Origin of the sequence: Butyrivibrio sp. MC2013 (genome assembly GCF_000424585.1) — a bacterium.
Taxonomy (GTDB): Bacteria; Bacillota; Clostridia; order Lachnospirales; family Lachnospiraceae; genus Butyrivibrio.
Genome location: NZ_AUKE01000004.1, coordinates 40,614 through 62,045, shown reverse-complemented (window position 1 = coordinate 62,045; position 21,432 = coordinate 40,614). Strand labels below are relative to the sequence as shown.

The following is a 21,432-nucleotide window of genomic DNA, read 5'->3' as shown; positions in this document are numbered from 1 at the left end:
ATTAAAAAATTGATATGGAATAATGGTCAGAATAGATACAGATAATTGTGATGATTTACCAAAAAACACTTATTTGATATAATCTGTCATTGAGGCTTATTGAAGGAGATAATTTATGAAAATGATAAGTATAGTGATCCCTGTATATAATACAGGTGAGCTTCTGTATAAATGTTTTGACAGTATAGTGTCACAGACTATAGGGCTGGATAATATAGAGGCGGTAGTAGTGGATGATGGCTCTACAGATGGTATATCCCCCGCTATAATGAAGGAATATGAGAGCAGATACCCTGATTCATTTAAGTGCTATAGTAAGGCTAACGGTGGTCAGGGCAGTGCCAGGAATATGGGTTTTAAATATTGCACAGGTGAATATATATCCTGTCTGGATTCGGATGATCAATATGATCCCGCCTGGGCTGAGAAAATGTATAAAGCTGCCAAAGATAATAATGCGGATTTTGTGGGCTGTGGTTATAAGGCTGTAAGATATGATGGCGACAAGGAGATTGTTGTCCGAGATCTTGACATGAGGCCTATATGCTCCACTAACAGAGAGATGTTTATAGATGCCAATGTCAGTATGTTTACAACTCTTTTTAAGAGAGAGATTCTTGTTGATTCCGGTGCATTTTATCCTGAGGGCTTTATCTATGAAGATACTGCTTTTTTTGCAGAACTCTTGCCCTGGATCAGTAAGCCTGTCTATATCACAGAGGCTCTCAGTGTCAGGACTCTTCATGAGGGCTCTACTATGACCAGTGTCAGGCCTGAGAAGGTAGCCAATATCATGCCTGTATTTGATGCATTATTATCCTTCTATAAGGGAAAAGGCCTCTATGAAGATTATAAGAGCGAGCTGGACTATCTTATAGGCAAGGTGATGCTTTTTAGTAATCTAAACAGAGTAAGTTTTGTTGATAAGAGGCGTGACAGAAGAGAACTGGTATCCAGGTCTTATGACTATATTCGCCATAATATATCTGATCTGAGCGCCAATCCTTATATAAAAGGCGGCGTTAAAGGATACATCATGAAGCACTACAGTAAGCTTTTGATGAATTTAATGGTAGAAATACTCCACATAAGATTTAAAGTGAAGAAGGATTATAATACTTGAGAACAGATGACATAGAAGTGCATCCATGCACTTCTGACATACATAATTAAAGCCGCAAGCAGAATCCGTATGGATACAGTTTGCGGCTTTTACATTTGTGTCGATGTAAAACTAATCTTACTATGTGTTATCAGATGTTATTTAACTAAACACGCATTTTGGAAAAGATATTATCAGATAAACACATCCCTCTGAAGAGGATCGTTATCCATATCAATCTCTGTGAGCACACCGTCCACGATCCTGAGCTCTCTGTTGCAGTATTTGAGAACGCTCCTTCTGTGAGTGATCATGAGGCATGTGGGGCGGGGATTAAGCTGTGAGAGGCCGCCCAGTACAGCAAGCTCTGTCTTTTCATCCAGAGCGCTGGTTGCTTCATCCAGGATCAGGAAGGGAGACTTTCTGATCAGGGCTCTGGCAATGGCTACACGCTGAGCCTGACCTTCGGAGATACCTGTGCCTTTTTCACCAAGCTTGGTATCCAGGCCGTCCTTCAGGTCATCTATAAACATTCCAACAGACGATAATCTAACAGCTTCTGCAATCTCTTCCTCTGTGGCATCCGGTTTACCATGGAGGATATTGGATCTGATGGTACCGGAGAAGAGTGAGTTGCCCTGAGGAACGTAGGAGATAAACTTACGTACATCAGCATTGAGAGGGATCACATTGCCCTTGGAATCATAGTATTCAATGGAGCCGCTTCCGGGGAGGAAGAAGGCGTTTAAAAGGTTGATAAGTGTGGTCTTACCGATTCCTGATTCGCCTACCAGTGCTACGAAATCTCCGGGATTCAGATTAAAGGAGATGCCGTTTAGTACTGTATCATTGGAGTAACCAAAGGATACATCTGACACCTTGACACCTACGTTGACAGCAGGTACTTCCTTTATGCCCAGTCTCTCGTCAGGAGTCATATTCTGGATCTCCATAACACGGCCTGCGCTGGCTATGATAGATACGATGGAAGGGAGCTTGCTGGCTATCTCAAGAACAGGCGCAGATACACGGTTGACCAGCTGCAGGAATACTGTCAGAGTACCAAAGGTGATCTCGCCGGAAGCTATCTGGAGTACTCCGTAGGAGAAGGCGATGACATAACCCAGCTCGAAGAGTACTGACATGGCAGCTGATGTGCCTGTGCTCAGGAGGGTTCTCTTCCATACCCAGTGGAATCTTTCTTCTCTGAGCTGGACCAGCTTCTTTGAAAAGAATGTCTCATTATCAAACGCCTTTACAACCAGAAGATGGGAGAGTGATTCCTGTATAAAGGATCTGTAATTGGTCTCGGATTCCTGGACCTTGACCTGAAGAGGCTTGAGCTTCCTGCCAAGGACCAGTGCAACAAGTGCTGCAAAGGGTGCCATGGCCAGGGCAAATATAGCCAGGAATTTAGAATACATAAAGAGAGTGATAAAGACTGCTACCAGCTCAAATAAGAGCACCATGATCTGAGGGATGACATTGACGATACCGTCTGCTATGTATCCGGCATCACTGGTCATCCTGGTCATCAGGTCACCAGTGTGATACTTACTCACATCCTTCCATACGGAATTGAGGATCTTGTCGTAGACCTGCTTCCTGATACCAAATGAGAAGCGCTCGTTGAGCATGGTTGATACCAGCCTTGATACAATAGTCAGTATCTGAGATGCAGCCAGTACCAGGATATATAGGCCTATTACGCTGAATATGGCCCCTCCTTTAGCAGCGTTATCCAGTATTTTTTTGGATATGACAGCCAGCTCTATGGAAAAGAAGGTTCCGGCCATGCTGATGAGCATCAGCAGAACTATTCTGGGAATATATGGCTTGGAATAATGTATGAGCCACGATACATATTTCTTGTTGTTTTCTTTATTGTTCAGGAACTCTTTTAGTTTCTCCCTGTCACTCTTCATACCTTACTAACCCCTTTGATATTAAGTATTTTGAAGCTTATATATACTGTATGATTCATGTTCTCACGAAACACGCAGTAAAATGCGTGTTTCTGAAGAATCATCTAAGAACATATATCATTTAAACATTCTATCATTAAAAGAGGCCGATGCCAAACGGCATCGGCCTTTTTTAGTAAAAACCCTAAATGATCACCGACTAATTAGTGTCTGCCCCATCTGCCAGGTCTATGAGGTCTCTGAGGACCACAAACAGGAGTTACAGGCTGGCAAGGAGTGGGCTCGCACTCTACAGCGCCGCTGGCCTGCTCACAAACAGGTGTCTCATCGTGACATGCTGTGTTCTCGATCTTAAGTGTTTCTACTTCAGGTGTGTTCCAAATCTTCATTTTGTATATCCTCCCTTAAAATGATATATGCACCATTGATACAATATCACTTGGAAGGATATTATGTAAACAATTGCAACAGAATTGTTGTAATTGTATTTATATTCAGTGTCCTTAAAGCCCTTTTATTTTGGGATAACGTGGCTTTCAATCTCGCTTAGAGTGTCCTTGCCCTTTGGCCTTTCGATGCGGGTAATGGGAAAAGCCCCTGCGCATACAAGGCAGCTGGTGAGAAATTCAGGAGAAGACTGCCAGGGGCCTGTGAGCTCATGGAGGAACATGTTATTCTGTAAACCGGTTAATTTATCCATGCCGGAGAGCTCATATATATTCAGCTCTTCAATGTCCTTTTTGCTGATCACCAGCATGCGGCTTACCTTGGCGCGCTCATTGTGGAAATGCTCTGCGGGTACCAGGTATTTGTCCTTCTCTTCATCTATATATATGAGGTCTTCCATATCCCTGTCGCTGTCATCCAGCACATTTCTGCAGAGCTTCTGATAAGGGAAGGCCGGATAAAGATAAGCGCCGCCATTTTCAAAGCGAACCGCAGCAATATCGTCTGCCATGAGCTTATAGCCTCTTTCCAGGAAACGGGAAGTGAGAGTGGATTTGCCTGCTCCTGATCCGCCTGATATGATCACGGCTCCTTCGAGGCCGTATACTGCGCTGCAGTGGATAGCCAGATAGCCCCTCTGCATGAGGATGATGCTGATCGCATAGCCTGTGAGGAAGGCTCTGATATCGTAATGTGTGGATGAGTTTTCTCTCTCCAGATAGTTAATGTATTTGCCTTCTCTCATGTAGAAGAAGCCTGTACTATTGTGAAACCAGGCTTCGTCCTTGGCCACAGAGTAATATGGGGCAGAGTCGGCCCCGCGCAGGAAATCCGGAATATCGCCTCTTCTTATGATCACATCTGCGTCATTGGAAGCTCCCTCTATCAGATAAGGGATATCGATATCAGATGAGATAGTCAGACCATACATTTGATAATGATACATAATATTATTTCCTTTCACTATGTATGATAACTTTTATCAATTGGAGTCTTGTTGCTCAAAAAGAAAAAGACCGTATCCCAAAAGGAAACGGCCCGGTGATCTTTGTATCAAGCCAGGAAATTAAGCTCTTCAAGCTTTTCTAGAAATGCGATGACAGATGTCTTGCATTCTTCCTCACTCACTTCGTATTCTGCAAGCAGAGAAGCAACAAGGTCGGAAACTGTAGTCTCTGTCTGGATCCTATCCCAGATATCGTTGCCGACACCCTTGATCATATAATACTTGCCGGTCTCAAAGTCGATCATCACCTTTTCCCCTGAGAGGTCAGTCACATTGATGCCGGGCTTTAGCTTGATGCTTGATGACATGTCCATAAAAAATCCTCCGTAATCATGCACAGATATATTCTTGAAAATTAATGTGCATGCTTATAATAAAATGATTTAAGAATTATTTCAAGTATGTTAGAATTTATAATATGGGTTTGGTTAAATATTTAACTATATGAAAGAAATACGACGGGGATGATATTAACATGAACTATTTACTGATGATGGACTATCTTGCCGATCTTATTAAGGCAGAGTTCGACAAGACCGATATTCCTGCTATTCCTGAAGGGATCAGCTTTGACGAATTATTTGATGTTGCAGGAAGAGGTCAGATTCTCTACATGGTCTTGTCCGGTGTTATACAGACGGATATTCCGGAAGAGGTTAAAGAGCATATAAGACCTGTGCTGGTCAGGAGTACATTAAAGACACTGGCTCAGGTTACTGCAGCCAGAGAGCTGGAAGAAGCTCTTGAAGCAAACGGAGTACGTAATCAGGTGCTGAAGGGTACTGTGCTGAAGCAGATCTATCCCAGACCTGAGATGAGAGAGATGAGCGATATAGACTTCATGGTTTATGATGAGACCATGGATCATAGTACAGAGGTTGTGAAGGCTCTGGGCTATGAGATGGATAAGGCTATATCCCATCATATTATTTTTCATAAGAAGCCTTTCCTGATGGTAGAGATGCACTGGTCCCTCTATGACAAGCATGTGGATAAGGGGCAGTACCTCTATTTCAAGGATAATTTTAGATCTGTAAAGAAAGAGGGAGCAGAGTATACCTATGAGTTTACCAATGAAGACTTTTATGTATACATGATCTCCCATATGGCCAAGCACTTCTATGAGCAGGGGTGCGGTGTCAGGAACCTCCTGGACATTTATGTATATTGGAATAAATATGGCGCTGTCATGAATCAGGAAATCCTTAAGGCAGAGCTTTCAAGGTGCGGCCTTGTAGATTTCGAAGAGCACATGAAGAATCTGGCTTATATCTGGCTTGATAAGAGAAAGAGCAATAAGTTTTACAATGATCTCTTTGCTTATATGCTTGATTGCGGCATTTACGGCAAGGGTGAGAACGGTGTCTGGGGCCAGCTGGCCAAGGACAAGGGCGGAGCATCTGGTAAGGATGCTGTGCTGAGGTATTATTTCCCTTCGATCGATCGTATGAAAGAGCATTATCCTGTACTGGAGAAGGCTCCCTTTCTTCTGCCTGCCACTTGGATACACAGGGGTATCACAGGTGTGTCAGATAAGAGTAAGATGGACAGGAGAAAGAAGCTGGTGGAAAGCAGTGAGAGCCGCGCTACTGACATGATCTCCATATATAAGAAATTAAAGCTGGATTTTAACAGCCAGTGATGGAGTCGAGGATTTGTATTACAAATGCTGCCTGTGGGTAAGATGGCATTTGTATATATTTTGGTTTTAGGGTGATCTATTATTCGTTTGGAGTTATTTAATGAGTGTTATAGGAAGAGGTATACGTTTTCTTCGTTTTAACAGACACAGAAGGATGTCTATCAAGGCATTTTTGTATTCTGCTGAGTTCAGGTTCAAGATATTATTTATAGATCCAAAGAAGATATATAAGGAATGGGGCATCGAAGGAGAGGAATCTCCTGAAGATGCTGATATATCAGCTTATCGTCTGTGCAGAAATGTGGCTCTCGTTGTTGAGCATGTATGTAACCGTACCAGGTGGGAGAGTAAGTGTCTTGTCAGGGCGCTTACTGCACAGAGGCTCCTTGCAGAAAAAGGCGTGGAATCCACCATGTATCTGGGCTGTAAGCTTGATGAACATGGTAAAATGGTGGCCCATGCATGGGTTAGATGCGGCAAAGTATATGTGACAGGAGGCAATGGCGAAGGCTATGCCATTGTTGACAGGTTCAGATCCAGGATAGCTTGATACGTGTGAGGCTGCATATGTACAAAATACTTATGGTGGATGACGATAAAGAAGTCCTGAGCATCAACAAGAAGTTCTTTGAGAATAATGACTGCTCGGTTATGATCTGCAGCGACCCCCTTACTGCAAGCAGGACTGCTCGTAATTTTAATCCGGATTGTATCCTGCTGGATGTTATGATGCCGGGGATGGATGGATACGAGCTTTGCAGGGATCTTAGGGGCTTTACCAATGCTCCCATACTCTTCCTGTCAGGCAAAGTTTCTGAAGAGGCCAAGGAAGAGGGCTTTATGGCAGGCTGTGATGATTATATAGAAAAACCCTATAATATCAGGGAAGTATATATGAGGATAGTAGCCAACATCAGGCGTAACCGTGCTGTGGCAGGCCAGGTCAGACATGAGTCCAATACTATTGAGATATCGCCCCTTACCATCCAGACAGTGACTCATACAGTTACAGCTTTTGGAGAGGAGATACCTCTCTCCGGTAAGGAGTATGAGGTGCTGAGATATCTGGTTGATAATGCCGGCCGCGAAGTGACCTTTGAGGATATCGGTATTAGTATCTGGGGGAGCTATAGTGAAGCTGATCGCAGGTCTGTCACTGTTAATGTATCCCGCCTTAGGAAGAAGCTTACGGAATATACCGGGATGGACAATCTTATTGAGACTGTATGGGGATACGGCTATAGATTTGTTAGCAGGTGATCTGTTTTAACTAAATAACGATAATTTATTATTTTTATATCATGAAACCGTTTGGCCCTTTGTTTATAAGGGTCAAGGCGGTTTTTTTATACTTGGTTTTGGATGAGAATCTTCTATTAATATATAGATGCCAAAATATGCCAAAAAAATGCAAGATTATGACAAAACTCATGTGGACTTATAAATCTGATTGTTTTTATGATGATATTTATCATATTATGTTGAAGTTATTAGAATTATAGGTTTGTAGGCATTAAACAAAGTTTTATTGGAGGCGTTACAATGAAAAAAAGAATCTGGGGATTCCTTGCTGCGTGCATGGCAGTGCTTATTGCATTTGCCACATTCAGCCATAGTTTTCTTGTGGCTACGGCTGATGAGATCAGCGATCTTGCCGATTATGCACAGGCGTCAGATGAGGTTCAGACAATAGATCAGGAGCTTGAAGCAGCAGTAGATCCTGCTACTGAAAGCGAAGCTGAATCAGAAGTTTCAGCAGAGGCCCAGGCAGAGTTGATGACTGAGAACATAGCTTATGAGGATACTGTCGGAGATTCTTCTATAGCTGCAGATGAAGCAGTAGAAGTCCTTGCAGGTGAGCCTTCCGGAGAAGCTGCTACAGAGACCGCAGATGATAGCGTCAGCAATCTGATCACTGTTACATATCTGGCAGGAGAGGGCGGAAGCGTATCTCTTACAAGTGAATGTACAGATAGTAGCAATGCTTCATATCAGGGAAGCACTGCTGTTGCAGGCGAGGGATACAGCTTTAGCAACTGGACGGTTAATGAAGAGTGTGTTTCCACTGAGCCTTATCTGAATCCTGCAGATTATGCAAATGTTAGCGATAATATTGTATTTACTGCAAATTTTGCTCCTATGGCTGCAGATACAGCTTCTTTCCCTGCTGTGGATTTTGGCACTCAGACTGTGGGCAGCACTGGTATCTCCATCAAGGCACCCCAGGGCGCTTTTCCTGCAGGAGTCAAGGTGGTGATCAATCCTGTAAGCGCAGCCTGCGTTGTAGACAATGTCAACGATGCTATGACAGGAACAGAAGTAGCGCAGTCTGATATCCTTGCTTTTGATATCAGCTTCTATGTAAATGATATCACTGAGGATCTTCAGCCCAGACTTCCCATCAGCGTGGAGTTCTCCAATGTTGATCTTTCAGGTGACAGCCTGGAAATATATCACATGAAGGATGAGAATTCTGAGGCTACCAAGCTTGCAGAGTCATCCAATGACGGATATATTGAAGTAAATAATGCCACAGACTTCTCCATATATGTTATTGCCGCTCCCGATATCGTGACTGATGAGGAGGGCAATGAGTACTATCTTCTTACATACAATTTCTATAACGCAGAAGGCAGTAAGCTTCTGTCTTCACAGACACTGAAAGCTCCTGTAGAAGGTGAGGGAGCAGGAACTACTCTTGAAATGCTATATGAGCCAGTAGTAGATGAGATTGAAGGATACAAGTTCCTTGGATGGGCCGGAACTGCAAAGGCTGATACTGCAACTGAGAGCTTTACCTTTGATCAGCAGATCACAGGAGTAACAGCAGGAGGCACAGTAAATGTATATGCCGTATATGCAGAAGTTCATTATGTGTTCTTCATGGACAGAGCAGATGATAACGGCGAGTACAACAGAGTACTTGTTACCAAAGAAGGTAAGAAGGGTGATGTGATCAGTACGTCAGATGTGAACGTGATCATGAGCTCTGTTGAGGGCCTGGTAGGCTGGTGCCTTGATACAGATCTTACCAAGAAGGTAAATGAAGTAACTATTGCTGATAGAGATATCAGACTTTATCCTAATGTAGGTATGGGACATTATCTGTATTTTGATGCCGGAGAAGAGGGCAGCTATACAGAGCCTATGTTTGTAGCTGTTGGAGATGTGACAGTTAAGCCCGGAAAAACTCCTGTTCGCCAGGGCTATGAGTTTGTAGAGTGGACTGTTACTGAAGGCGGAGCTGCCTTTGAGTTTGGCAAGGCACTGACAGCTGATACCACTGTATATGCTAAGTGGAAGCCGGTTCTGGTGAAGTATACAGTTGTATATTGGCAGCAGAATATAGATGATGATAAGGATCTGGAAGAGACTGACAGGACTTATGATTACAAGGAGTCTGTTACAAGGTATGCGCTTACCGGTTCTGAGATCAGTATTGAAGAAGCTGACAAAGAGTTGGATTATCACGGCTTCCATTTTGGACATGTGGGTATCCAGGGTGATATGGCAAGTGATACCACTGCTAAGGCAGACGGAACATCTGTTATAAATGTATGCTACGACAGAGATTACATGACGGTAGCATTCAAATATGTAGACTATGGTACAGATACTAAGTATGTATATAAAGATTATTACACAATAGGTGAGAACGGCTATTTCACTGGTCTCTATGGACAAAAGCTCTCTAAGTATGGCTATAACTGGCCGGGATCCACAGCATTCCAGTTCTGTACTTTTACAGAAGCGAAGCCTAATAGTTATAAAGTTGGTAGGATTCTGAATTATCTGGATGCATTCCTTTTCGATGATTTCATATTGGATCAGGAATACAGTAAGGGAGATGGTCAGCAGCTGCTTCCTGTATATTGGAATCAGAGAGCTGCTGAGTGCGAAGTTAGATTCTACACAGAGAACCTTGATGGAGACTGGGATGTATTCCAGACCTTCAACATTGGTAAAAAGAATACTTTTGATCTCACTGATAAGTTTACTGGATTTGCTCTATATGATTATGCATTCATAGATAAGAATGGCTTTGATGATAAGTTTGAAAATGCTGATTGGAAATCTGCTACAGCAAATACCAGACTTAATCATGGCAAGACAGGTCAGGTCCTTGCAGTTCGTTATAAGAGACTCTCTTACGACTTTGTATACTACAATTACAATGGCGAGGAGCTGGTAGTACCTGTAAAGTATGAGGATAATATCCTGAGTGCTCTTAAAGCAGCTGATGCATATGACTTTGAAGTATCCCATCCTGCTGAGGTACCTGTTCACTATGAATTCACAGGATGGTATAAGGACAAGACTTGTAAAGTGCCCTTTGACTTTGATTATAATATGCCTGCCAATAATGTTCTGGCATTTGCAAAGTGGGAAGGTCTGAAACAATGTAAGCTGATAGCTCATGTAGCTATGGAAGATGACTCTGATTATTACAGCTATGATGTACCTTATGGTGAAGCATTTGAAAGCGGAAGGCTTCCTTCGGTAAATAACGGTGAAAAGAGTTTCTCAGCATTAGAAGAATCTGCACAGGAAGCTATAACTATTCCTTCAGGATACAGCTTTGTGGGCTGGACCGAGAAGGATGCAGACGGTAACTATATCATCTATAACTTTAATACCAGGCTTTATGAGGATAAGGAGCTTTTCCCTTATTACATCAATAAAGAGAACCATATGGTGATCTATGATCCCAATGGTGGTATGGGTAACGTATCGGATACTGTTCTTTATGCTGAAGGTTCCGCTGCAGATGTAAAGGATGGAAGCGTGCTCACTCCTCCTGCAGGCAAAGTCGGCTTCACAGGATGGAATACAGCTGCTGATGGAAGCGGCAAGAGTTACTTTGCAAATGATAAGGTTGAATTTGTAAAAGAGAATTACAATGACGGAAGCAATATCAGGCTCTATGCTATGTATGCAGATGCTGGCCTTCCCACATCTCTGACCTATCATGCAAATAATGGCAGCGGTAAGACTCATACGGTTGACCTGGCCAATAATAAGACAGTTACCATTAGCACAGTAGGTAAGCTTGGCTTCAAGTATCCCGGATATACATTTGTAGAGTGGAATACAAAGCCCGACAGATCAGGTATAGCATATAAGGGTGATATCCTCCTGGATAATCTGACAGAGAATGATCTCTATGCTATCTGGGTGAAGAAGACAGTGCCTGTAAATCCCCCTGTCAATCCTCCTGTTGATCCGCCTGTAACACCTCCGACTATCCCTTCAGAGAGGCCCGGCATCACAGTTCTTGGTGCCACTGATGGACCTGCAGTTCTTGGAATATTCAGAAGTGCAGAAGACGGAGAGGTTCTTGGAGTAAGAGGCAGGAATACAGGTGATAATTTCAGCCTGCTGGCAAGCCTTACGGTAATAGTTATTGCTGCGTTAGGAATAGCTTTTCTTCTCATCAGGAAGAAAACTAAATAATTTAAGAACCTAATAGATATTTATTTAGATAATAAGCTGCAGAAAATCATAAAGTTTTCTGCAGCTTTTACATATGGAATGCACATAAGCCATCATTGGGCCTCTTATCAACTCCAAGAAGCTGGCAAAAAGCGAAGCGTTTGCGAGTTTAACCTTTTCATCATATAAAAAAATAAGCCGTGAAAACGAATTTGTTTTCACGGCTTAAGTCAACCTTACTTCAGAAGATTAAACTTCTGCACCGATTCCTGATGCATAATCTGTGGGATTGCATGCAGGGATGATAGGCTCTACTTCTACAGGCTGATCCTCTACAGGACGCTCTCTATGGCAGCTTGTGCTCTCAATTGTGCAGAACTGTACTTCAGGTGTTTCCCATTTCTTCATTTCATTTTCCTCCTCTTGGTATCGAGTGTTTTTTCTCATATTCTGATTATAGCAAGTTGTTGTTGAAAGTGAATAAATATAACAAGATTGTTAGATTTTATTTGTAAAAACAATATATAATCTGTGAATATTTATAGGTCGGAAGGAAGAGTATTGCGCTATAATGTATGATGGTGTTGTGATTTGGTGATTACTTGTCCTAGTCTAAAATAACCTTCATTGGAAAGGCTAAAGCTATGAAGAAGTTTACAAGTCCTGATGTTAGTAAGAGTACTATAGAAGAACTTTCTGCCAGACTTATAGAAGCTAATAAGAAGCTGGTGGAAGAAGAAAGTCACAGGACCATGATGATAGAGAACATATCTCATGACCTCAGGGCTCCCCTTACAGCTATCAGGAGCTGTGTGGAGCTGATGGAGAGTGAGTTTATGAAGCGTGGAATAGCTAAGGGTAAAGCTTCATCTGGTTCGGAACAGTATGGCTTGTGGGAAGAAATGGAGCGTCTGCTCCATATTATGGATTCCAGGACCCTGGCTATGGAATCTCTTGTGGATAATCTCTATTATCTGGCCGGCCTTGAAAATGGACGATATGAGCCAAAACTTCAGAAGGTGCCAATTGACCAGTTTCTTGAGGAGTATTATTACAGCATTGAATCCGATTCCAAGTATGCTCATAAAAAGTTGGAGCTGGATATAGATGAGGGCTACGCTGCATATGTGAATATCGATCCCGGACTTATGACCAGAGTTCTGGACAATCTATTTACAAATGCCGGTAAATATTCCGAAGATGATGCCATGATCAGGCTCTCGCTCCTTGGCGCTGCCGATAATAAATCGTGTACCTATGGCTTTAATGATGGTATAATAGGCAAGAATGCTGTGATTTTTGCTGTGACTGACAGCGGCATAGGTATACCGGAAGGCGCCTTGGAGGACATATTTGAGAGAACCTATATGGTCTCTGATGCCAGGACTCCTACAGGCACTAAAGGGAGCGGTCTTGGTCTTGCCATTGCCAGAGAAATAGTCTCCATGCATAACGGAACTATATGGTGTGAAAGCAAGGTTGGAGAAGGTAGCAGCTTTTATGTATGCCTTCCTGCTATGGAGAAGTAGAATTGCGTAAGTTAAGAAAGTTTATTTTTTATTTTTCAATATTTTTGCTCTTTCTTGGGATATTGATCATCATTTATCTGACCAGGCAGACCAGGGAGCAGACATTGTGGCTTAGTAACGCCGGTGCGAGAGCTTTTTCAGAGTTTTTTCCCTGGCATGAGAATCAATACTGGGTGATGCTCAAGCTCAATAATCCCAGAAAGCTCATACATGTATATCAGGGTTTTGCCTTTGGCGTCATCGTAGAGACTTTGGTGCTCACTGCGCCGGGCAAAAAAGTCAGGATCTTTCTCAGGTCCTATCTGGCTGTTCTTATATGTTTCTACATCTCTTTTTTGGATCAGCTCCATAAGCGCTTTGTGCCCGGGAGAGAATTTGATTTTGCTGATATCATAAGAGATGCTATGGGGTATTTTGTTTCTATCACCATTGTGCTTATTATTGCACTTATCATAAAAGGTATATATAAGCTTTGTTCAATAATATTTCTTAGGAGGAGTGTTGAGGAATGAGAGAGTTTAAGGATCTGAAAATAGCTGTTGCGGGTACGGGATATGTGGGATTATCCCTGGCAACTCTGTTATCCCAAAATCACGATGTTACAGCGGTGGATATTATCCCTGAGAAGGTAGAGAAGATCAATAACAGGATCTCCCCTATCCAGGATGAGTATATTGAGAAGTTTTTTAAAGAAAAAGAGCTTAGGCTCACTGCAACTACAGACGGGGAGGCTGCATATAAAGAGGCTGATATTGTCATTATCGCAACTCCCACTAATTATGATGCTGCCAAGAACTTCTTTGACACATCAGCAGTTGAAGCTGTTATCGATCTGGTAAGCATGGTCAATCCCGAAGCAGTTATGGTCATCAAGTCTACTATCCCTGTAGGATATACTGGACATATCAGAGAAGCCAAGAATGTACGTAATCTGATCTTTAGCCCTGAGTTTCTGAGAGAGTCCAAGGCACTCTATGACAATCTCTATCCCAGCCGTATCATTGTCAGCACTGATCCTGAGGATGATAAGCTCACAGCAGCAGCTCATACATTTGCAGAGCTTCTTAAGGAGGGTGCTGAAAAGGAAGATATAGACGTATTGTTCATGGGCTTTACAGAAGCTGAGGCTGTTAAGCTTTTTGCCAATACCTACCTTGCTCTCAGAGTATCATATTTCAACGAGCTGGATACCTATGCTGAGATGAAGGGACTGAATACCCAGGATATCATCAAGGGTGTATGTCTGGATCCCAGAATTGGCAGATTCTATAATAATCCTTCCTTTGGCTATGGCGGATACTGCCTGCCCAAGGATACCAAGCAGCTCCTGGCCAATTATCAGGATGTGCCCGAGAATCTTATTGAGGCTATTGTAGAGTCCAACCGTACCAGAAAAGATTTCATTGCTGATCAGGTGCTGAAGAAAGCAGGCTACTATACCTATTCTGACGAGACAGGCTATGAGCCTGACCACGAGAAGAGCGTTACCATCGGTGTATACCGCCTTACCATGAAGGCCAATTCCGATAACTTCCGCCAGTCCTCTATCCAGGGCATCATGAAGAGGGTAAAGGCTAAGGGCGTATCCTGTATTGTATATGAACCCACTCTTACAGATGGCTCCACATTCTTTGGCAGCACTGTAGTTAATGATCTGAAGGATTTTGCTGAAAAAGCTGATGTTATCATTGCTAACAGATACTCAGAGGATCTGGATGCATGGAAGGATAAGGTATATACCAAGGATCTCTTCCACGATAACTGATTTTATAACGAGCAAAAAGCGAAGCGTTTGCGAGTTTAACGAAAGGTTCTGTTCATGAACATAATTTTACTATCAGGAGGTTCAGGTAAAAGACTCTGGCCCCTGAGTAATGATGTGCGCTCCAAGCAGTTCATCAAGATATTCAAGAAAGATGACGGCTCCTATGAATCTATGGTCCAGCGCATGTATAACCGGATCCTGGCTATAGATCCCGATGCAGCCATAACTGTGGCTACATCCAAGAGCCAGGTATCTGCCATCCACAACCAGATAGGCGAGAGGGTAGGTATATCTGTAGAACCTGCCAGGAGGGACACTTTTCCCGCTATCGCCCTTGCTGCAGCATATCTTAAGGATGTACAGCAGGTGGGAGAGGATGAAGGCGTAGTCATTTGCCCTGTGGATCCTTACGTGGATGATGACTACTTCAGAGTATTAAATGAGATGTTTGGTATTGCTGAGGAGAGAGAGGGAGGACTTACCCTGATGGGAATAGAGCCCACTTATCCCAGTGAGAAATACGGCTATATCATCCCTGAGTCCAAGGATAAGATCAGCAGGGTATCTACTTTCAAGGAAAAGCCTGATGCTGAGACTGCCAAGGGATATATTCAGAAAGGTGCGCTTTGGAATGGAGGCGTCTTTGCCTGCAGGCTGTCCTATATACTGGGCAGGGCACATGAGCTTATAGACTTTACAGATTACAAGGAGCTATACAATAAGTATAAATCTCTGGAAAAGATCAGCTTTGATTATGCTGTTGTAGAGAAGGAGTCTGATATCAGAGTGGTGAGATTCTCCGGTGTCTGGAAGGATCTGGGTACCTGGAATACACTGACCGAGGCTATGGAGGATTCCTCTATCGGCAAGGTGGTCCTCAATGATAAATGCTCCAATGTCCATGTGATCAATGAGATGGATGTACCTGTGGTATGCATGGGCCTTAAGGATATGGTTGTGGCTGCATCTCCTGAAGGTGTCCTTGTTTCTGACAAGGAGCAGTCATCCTATATCAAGCCTATAGTGGACAGTATCAATCAGCAGATCATGTTCTCTGAGAAATCCTGGGGATCCTTTAAGGCTGTGGATGTAGAGGATACCAGCCTGACCATCAAGGTGACACTTCGCCCCGGACACAGGATGAACTATCATGCCCATGAGCACAGGGATGAAGTATGGACAATAGTATCCGGCAAGGGTACTGCAGTGGTGGACGGTGTCAAGACCCCTGTGGGGCCAGGAGATGTGATAGAGATGAAAAAGGGCCAGCGCCATACACTTATAGCTGATACCAAGATAGTAGCTATTGAGGTTCAAATGGGCAAGGATATCAGTGTTGAAGACAAAATAAAGTGCGAAGAGGATTTCTGAGCAGTATTATAAATAATGGAATAAAGCCTTGATGGTGGATTGAAAAGTGACTTTTATCAAGATATAAAGAGGATCTTACATGTCATATACACCTGATTTTAAACAAATGAAGAAGAGCATTCATGAGGCAGAGAGTCTGGATGCTCTTCTTCTTCAATTAATCGAGGAAGAAGATAAGAGAAAAGAAGAGCTGCTCCTTGTAATAAATAAGCTTCATTATCAGAAGGCTTATGAGCTGCTGGGAGATATGTCTGTGGATAAGCTCTCAGAAGCTGACAGCTCTATAAGAGTGGCGCCTCTTAAAAAGGCCGGCATTACGAATATCAGGCAGGTATTGGATGCAAGTCACAGACAGCTCCTTTTGATATCCGGAATAGGTGAGCAGGGAGCTGCCAATATCAAGGCGGCTGCAGATGGATTTCTGGAGTCTATGGCAAAGACTGCCTATATTCATATTAATGCAGATCGGCCCTCAGAAGCTGATATAGAGCTGGTACATATGCTCTTTAGATATCTGAATCAAAGAGAGATATCCCGAGAAGCAGATAAGATATACAAGGCAGAGCACGAAGGGATAGTAGCTGCAATAAATGGTCTTAGCTGCAGGAATTATATTAAATGGATATTTACATCATCAGATAATAAATATAAAGTGCAGGAAGCCTTTACATCCCTTCTCTCCATATTGGCAGGAGGGCTGGGGGATAAAGTGTACAGGCTTCAGGGTCTTAGTACAGATCTGATGAATTATGGCACAGACACTTCCTGGCAGGGCTTTATGCGCAGCTCTGCTGCTTATTATGCTGTACTTGAGACCATAGATCAGTCCTTTAGTCCTGCGCCCCTTAGCGGCTCTTTCCCTGCCAGACTGGCCGATGAGATCATGAAGGAAGAACCGGACCTGTCAATGCTGAATGTAACCCTCAGGCCTTATCAGGATTTTGGCTGCAAATATATCCTGCATCAGAAGAGGGTGCTACTTGGAGATGAAATGGGTCTGGGTAAGACTATTCAGGCTATAGCAGCTATCAGCTCTCTGGCAGCAGGGCTTGAAAGGGGTCATTTCCTGGTAGTATGTCCTGCCAGCGTACTGATCAACTGGGAGAGGGAGATCAGAAAGCACAGTGAATTAAAGAGCATTATGATCCACGGTAGCCAAAAATACCCTGCAGCTGAGGAATGGGTGGCAAGTGGAGGTGTGGCTGTCACCAATTATGAAAGCGTGGATGAGATTCTGGAGAAGACGCCCCGCGACTTTTACATAGACATGCTGGTGGCTGATGAAGCCCATTATGTAAAGAATCCTGAGGCTAAGAGGACCATATATCTAAAGAAGATATGCGGATATGCAGAAAGGATACTCTTTATGACAGGTACTCCTCTGGAAAATAATGTGGCGGAGTTCTGTAATCTGCTGGAGATCCTTCAGCCTGAAATAGCTGCGAAAGCCAGGCAGAACAGCTTTATGAATGATATACCACAGTTTCGTGAGATGCTCTCTCCTGCGTATCTTCGCCGTAACAGAGAGGATGTCTTAAAGGAACTTCCTGAGCTAAATGACAAGGCAGAGTGGTGTGAGATGACTGATGAAGACAGATTGGCATACCAGCAGGCACTTCAAGGCGGAGCTTTTATGACCCTTAGAAGGGTAGCATATCTCCAGGATGATCCCCTGACTTCATCCAAGATCAGAAGGCTCCTTGAGATCTGCGAGCAGGCCAGGGCTGATCACAGAAAGATTATAGTGTTCTCCTATTATCTGGATACTCTGGATAAGGTGATGAGGGCTCTTGGAGACATATGCCTGCCTATGATAAATGGGAGTATCAGTCCTATGAGGCGTCAGGAAATAGTGGATAAGTTTAACGAAGCAGAAGATGGCGCCGTACTGCCAGATCAGATACAGGCAGGAGGTACAGGTCTTAATATACAGGCTGCCAGTATAGTCATATTTTGCGAACCTCAGATCAAGCCTTCACTGGAACAGCAGGCCCTATCAAGGGCCTATCGCATGGGCCAGGTCAGGAGCGTATTTGTACATCATCTCCTATGTGAGAATACCATTGACGATGAGATACTCTCACTTCTTGAGGAGAAGGAGACTATCTTTGATAACTATGCAGATCAGTCGGCTATGGGACATGAGAATATGAAGCTGGAGAATAACAGACTGATCAGCGAGATCATAGAGCGGGAGAGGCAAAAGTACCTTCCTGCGCCCCTGACTGACTGACAGAATGATATTTTATAATGCATCAGAATCAAGAATTATAGTAAAGGGGCCGCTGTTAACAAGCCCCACCTTCATATCAGCGCCAAAGATTCCCTTTTCCACGCATGGAACTGACTCTTTGCATTTGGAGATTATATATTCATAGAGATCATTAGCAAGCTCAGGTCCGGCTGCATCAGTAAAGCCGGGCCTGTTCCCATGTCTGCAATCAGCATATAAAGTAAACTGGGATATGAGAAGAAGTGAACCTCCCACGTCCTTAAGGGAGAGATTGGTCTTGCCGTTTTCATCAGGGAATATACGCAGGCCCAGCATCTTCTTTACCATCTTGTCAGCAATCTGCTCATTATCCTCATGTCCTATACCTATGAGCACCATGTAGCCCTTGCTGATCTCGCCCACTGTCTTACCTTCTATTTTTACATCTGCATTATCTACAAGCTGTATCACAAAACGCATATTGCACCCTCCCTAATTGTCAGTGTTCATGGAAGAACAAAGAATATGTGAAATAAAGCCGCTAATAGCAATAATACATAAATAATTCCGTGACCACAAGACTATTTATTTTTGGTAAATGATTGACTTAGCCGTACGGCTAAGTTTATATTATTCTTATAAGAGTTTAGCCGTACGGCTAAAACTATTGTATATTTATGGTTCGAAGCCGTACGGCTAAGCGATACATTTGCTATACTATACAAATCCATAATAAGGAGAGAGTATATATGTTTATAACAGATACATATTTATTTGGTGATGCTATAAAAAGGCGCAGAAAAGAACTTGGGTATACTCAGAGCTATATTTCAGAGTACACCGGTTTTAGTGTGAGTTTTATTTCCGACCTCGAGAATGGCAAAAGTACGGCTGAGCTTGGGAAAGCAATATATCTTGCAAATATGCTTGGCCTAGATATTGAAATCAATGTAAGAGGTGGCAAATGAAGAAGTATGATGTATTTTTGGAAATAAGTGGTGAGCAGGTGCTTGTAGGGAATATTGAAGGAAATTCATTTGAGGATGCAAGTTTTTGTTATGCACCGGAATATTTATCACAAAGCAGTTCACAGGCAATATCGGTTTCTATGCCACTTCGAGAAATATCTTTTTCTCCTCAAAGAACAAAAGCTTATTTTGATGGATTACTTCCTGAAGGTTTTATGAGAAAAGCCATTGCAAGTAACATGCATTTTGACGAAGGTGATTATTTGTCTATATTACATCATTTGGGAAAAGAATGCCTTGGCGCAATTAGGATCGATGAAAAAGGAAGCAAAGAAACACATGGCTACGATGCTATATCATCTAAACAGGTCAAAGAACTGGCATCCGAAGGAGCAAGCAAATCTTCAGAGTTGGTGATAAAGACGCACCTGTCGTTAACAGGCGCATCAGGAAAAGTTGGTTTATACTACGATGAGCAGAACAATAAATGGTTCCTTCCAAGAGGAATTGCTCCGAGTACACATATTGTAAAACAGAGTCATATTCGCCTTGATGGGATTGTGACAAATGAGCAAATATCAATGATGGCTGCTGCTAAAAGCGGTATAGAAATACCGGAGAGTTTTATCATTAATCTTGGAAAAGGAATAGACTCTGAAGTTCTATTTGCAACGAAGAGATATGACAGAATAATTAGGGAAAACTCGGAAACTATTAACGGACTAAAACGTCCTTTTAGGCTTCATCAGGAGGATTTTGCCCAGGCTATGGGCATTTCATCAACAAATAAATATGAAAAAATTGGAGATGACTATGCCGTTAAGATGTTTGATATTATCCGTAAGTATTCAGCAATACCTTTGGAAGACCAGATAAAGTTATGGAGACGGATTGTGTTCAATTTTGTTCTGGGGAATACTGACGCTCATATAAAGAACTATTCTTTATTATATAGTGAAGATCTTATGAAAAAGAGGTTGGCTCCAGCATATGATATGATCAGTACCGTAATATATGAAGCTACAACAAGAGAAATGGCTTTTGGAATTGGTGGAAAGAGATTTTTGGATGACATACAGATAGATGATTTTAAAATATTGGCTTCACAAGTAGGAATAGGTCAGAGGATTGCTATACGGGTGTATGAAGAAGTATTAGGCAATTTTGAGAAGGCTATATTGGAATCATCGAGAGAACTGGCTTCCATTGGTTTTGAGAATGCTATGGTAATTGGAGATAGGATACTGTTGGCCAGAAAAAAAATTCTATAGAATATGCGTTAGATTATATTGGGTAAAAATATGTGCTAAAGATATTTGTTTGATTACTGTTACACGGGGGATTCTTATTAATTTCTTTATAATCAGATAATACTTATATCATTGTTTCTTAACCGTTAGATAATTGAATGACTGTTATAGCTGTGCTATAACATATACAAGAGATGAGAAAAGAAGAAATAAATCTCTAAAGCGGTAACAAAACAACAATAGTAGCTGCAGCTGCCTTATAAAAGCATCTGCAAGGTAAGAAACAATGAAAGGAAGTGTTTGTTATGTTGATGCCTATGCTTTGGTCAAATGATTGTGATAGTGATTTTTGGGATCCATTTGAAAACTGGAATAGGGCTGCTGAGAGATTCCTGACCAATGATCTTACTCAAAGCAGCGGTATGAAGACTGATGTTATAGAGAACGAGCACGATTATACTCTTGAAGCTGATCTGCCCGGCTTTAACAAGGAAGACATCGGTGTGGATCTGAAAAACGGAGTACTGACAATCAGTGCTAGCCACAAGGAAAACAAGGATGAGAAAAATAAGGAAGGCAAATATGTACGCCGTGAGCGCAGAGAGATGTCTTATCAGAGGAGCTTCACTGTTGGTGATGATATGAGACCTGAAGATATTAATGCAAGCTATGATAACGGCGTATTGACTGTTACCATCCCTAAGAAAGAGATCGAAGAGAAGAGTCAGGAGCCACTTAAGATTGAAGTTCATTGACTGTTATCAGGGAACTGATTGAATATA

At 42.5% G+C, this 21,432-nt stretch carries 19 protein-coding genes; 13 read left to right on the top strand and 6 right to left on the bottom strand.

The genetic code is table 11. The features are described 5' to 3' along the window. Positions 1-115: 115 nt before the first annotated feature. Entirely contained in the window at positions 116-1,123 is a 1,008-nt protein-coding gene (locus G636_RS16865; protein ID WP_051226389.1) for a glycosyltransferase family 2 protein, read from the top strand. Positions 1,124-1,296: 173 nt separating this feature from the next. Here the strand turns inward: G636_RS16865 and G636_RS16860 are convergent, their stop codons facing one another. The 4 genes from G636_RS16860 to G636_RS0101795 all read right to left on the bottom strand — a co-directional run bounded on the left by G636_RS16860 (position 1,297) and on the right by G636_RS0101795 (position 4,794). Next, a complete protein-coding gene (locus tag G636_RS16860; protein WP_051226388.1) occupies positions 1,297-3,027 on the bottom strand; it encodes an ABC transporter ATP-binding protein in 1,731 nt (576 codons plus the stop codon). A gap of 203 nt (positions 3,028-3,230) precedes the next feature. Beyond that, the gene (locus G636_RS0101805; RefSeq protein WP_026506630.1) at positions 3,231-3,416 is read right to left on the bottom strand and encodes a hypothetical protein; all 186 of its coding nucleotides are present in this window, start codon (positions 3,414-3,416) and stop codon (positions 3,231-3,233) included. Between the two features lie 125 nt (positions 3,417-3,541). Continuing rightward, positions 3,542-4,420 (bottom strand): hypothetical protein, encoded by an 879-nt coding sequence (locus tag G636_RS0101800; RefSeq protein WP_026506629.1) that lies wholly within the window; start codon positions 4,418-4,420, stop codon positions 3,542-3,544. A gap of 107 nt (positions 4,421-4,527) precedes the next feature. After that, a complete protein-coding gene (locus tag G636_RS0101795) occupies positions 4,528-4,794 on the bottom strand; it encodes a lasso peptide biosynthesis PqqD family chaperone (RefSeq protein ID WP_026506628.1) in 267 nt (88 codons plus the stop codon). Between the two features lie 161 nt (positions 4,795-4,955). On the opposite strand from G636_RS0101795, the gene G636_RS0101790 reads away from it, so the two are divergent. The 4 genes from G636_RS0101790 to G636_RS0101775 all read left to right on the top strand — a co-directional run bounded on the left by G636_RS0101790 (position 4,956) and on the right by G636_RS0101775 (position 11,576). Continuing rightward, positions 4,956-6,122 carry a nucleotidyltransferase domain-containing protein gene (locus tag G636_RS0101790; RefSeq protein ID WP_026506627.1) on the top strand — a complete coding sequence of 389 codons (1,167 nt, stop codon included), beginning with the start codon at positions 4,956-4,958 and terminating at the stop codon, positions 6,120-6,122. Between the two features lie 100 nt (positions 6,123-6,222). Next, complete coding sequence (locus G636_RS16855) at positions 6,223-6,672, top strand: lasso peptide biosynthesis B2 protein (RefSeq protein ID WP_081668221.1); 450 nt, start codon at positions 6,223-6,225, stop codon at positions 6,670-6,672. Between the two features lie 17 nt (positions 6,673-6,689). After that, a complete protein-coding gene (locus G636_RS0101780) occupies positions 6,690-7,382 on the top strand; it encodes a response regulator transcription factor (protein WP_026506626.1) in 693 nt (230 codons plus the stop codon). A gap of 282 nt (positions 7,383-7,664) precedes the next feature. Continuing rightward, positions 7,665-11,576, top strand: a complete 3,912-nt coding sequence (locus tag G636_RS0101775; protein WP_026506625.1) for an InlB B-repeat-containing protein — start codon at positions 7,665-7,667, stop codon at positions 11,574-11,576. Positions 11,577-11,804: 228 nt separating this feature from the next. Here G636_RS0101775 and G636_RS20160 read toward each other — a convergent pair whose 3' ends face one another. After that, positions 11,805-11,963, bottom strand: a complete 159-nt coding sequence (locus G636_RS20160) for a hypothetical protein (protein WP_155832289.1) — start codon at positions 11,961-11,963, stop codon at positions 11,805-11,807. A gap of 236 nt (positions 11,964-12,199) precedes the next feature. On the opposite strand from G636_RS20160, the gene G636_RS0101765 reads away from it, so the two are divergent. From G636_RS0101765 to G636_RS16850, 5 genes are all read left to right on the top strand, one after another. After that, entirely contained in the window at positions 12,200-13,084 is an 885-nt protein-coding gene (locus tag G636_RS0101765) for a sensor histidine kinase (RefSeq protein WP_026506624.1), read from the top strand. Positions 13,085-13,086: 2 nt separating this feature from the next. Next, the gene (locus G636_RS0101760) at positions 13,087-13,596 is read left to right on the top strand and encodes a VanZ family protein (protein WP_196803007.1); all 510 of its coding nucleotides are present in this window, start codon (positions 13,087-13,089) and stop codon (positions 13,594-13,596) included. After that, on the top strand, positions 13,593-14,849 hold the full coding sequence (locus G636_RS0101755) for a nucleotide sugar dehydrogenase (protein WP_026506622.1): 1,257 nt from the start codon (positions 13,593-13,595) through the stop codon (positions 14,847-14,849). Before G636_RS0101760 ends, G636_RS0101755 begins: the two co-directional genes overlap by 4 nt. Before the next feature lie 54 nt (positions 14,850-14,903). Then, positions 14,904-16,220, top strand: coding sequence for a sugar phosphate nucleotidyltransferase (locus G636_RS0101750; protein ID WP_026506621.1), 1,317 nt, complete (start codon positions 14,904-14,906; stop codon positions 16,218-16,220). A 106-nt stretch (positions 16,221-16,326) separates the two neighbouring features. After that, positions 16,327-18,453, top strand: coding sequence for a DEAD/DEAH box helicase (locus G636_RS16850; RefSeq protein ID WP_196803006.1), 2,127 nt, complete (start codon positions 16,327-16,329; stop codon positions 18,451-18,453). A 12-nt stretch (positions 18,454-18,465) separates the two neighbouring features. On the opposite strand, the gene dtd is transcribed toward G636_RS16850, so the two are convergent. Continuing rightward, complete coding sequence (gene dtd / locus G636_RS0101740; RefSeq protein WP_026506620.1) at positions 18,466-18,912, bottom strand: D-aminoacyl-tRNA deacylase; 447 nt, start codon at positions 18,910-18,912, stop codon at positions 18,466-18,468. A 269-nt stretch (positions 18,913-19,181) separates the two neighbouring features. On the opposite strand from dtd, the gene G636_RS0101735 reads away from it, so the two are divergent. The 3 genes from G636_RS0101735 (at position 19,182) to G636_RS0101725 (ending at position 21,405) form a co-directional block, all read left to right on the top strand. After that, on the top strand, positions 19,182-19,400 hold the full coding sequence (locus G636_RS0101735; protein WP_026506619.1) for a helix-turn-helix domain-containing protein: 219 nt from the start codon (positions 19,182-19,184) through the stop codon (positions 19,398-19,400). Then, complete coding sequence (locus tag G636_RS0101730; protein ID WP_026506618.1) at positions 19,397-20,671, top strand: type II toxin-antitoxin system HipA family toxin; 1,275 nt, start codon at positions 19,397-19,399, stop codon at positions 20,669-20,671. Before G636_RS0101735 ends, G636_RS0101730 begins: the two co-directional genes overlap by 4 nt. 284 nt (positions 20,672-20,955) lie before the next feature. Further along, positions 20,956-21,405 carry an Hsp20/alpha crystallin family protein gene (locus tag G636_RS0101725; protein WP_026506617.1) on the top strand — a complete coding sequence of 150 codons (450 nt, stop codon included), beginning with the start codon at positions 20,956-20,958 and terminating at the stop codon, positions 21,403-21,405. Positions 21,406-21,432 lie beyond the last annotated feature (27 nt).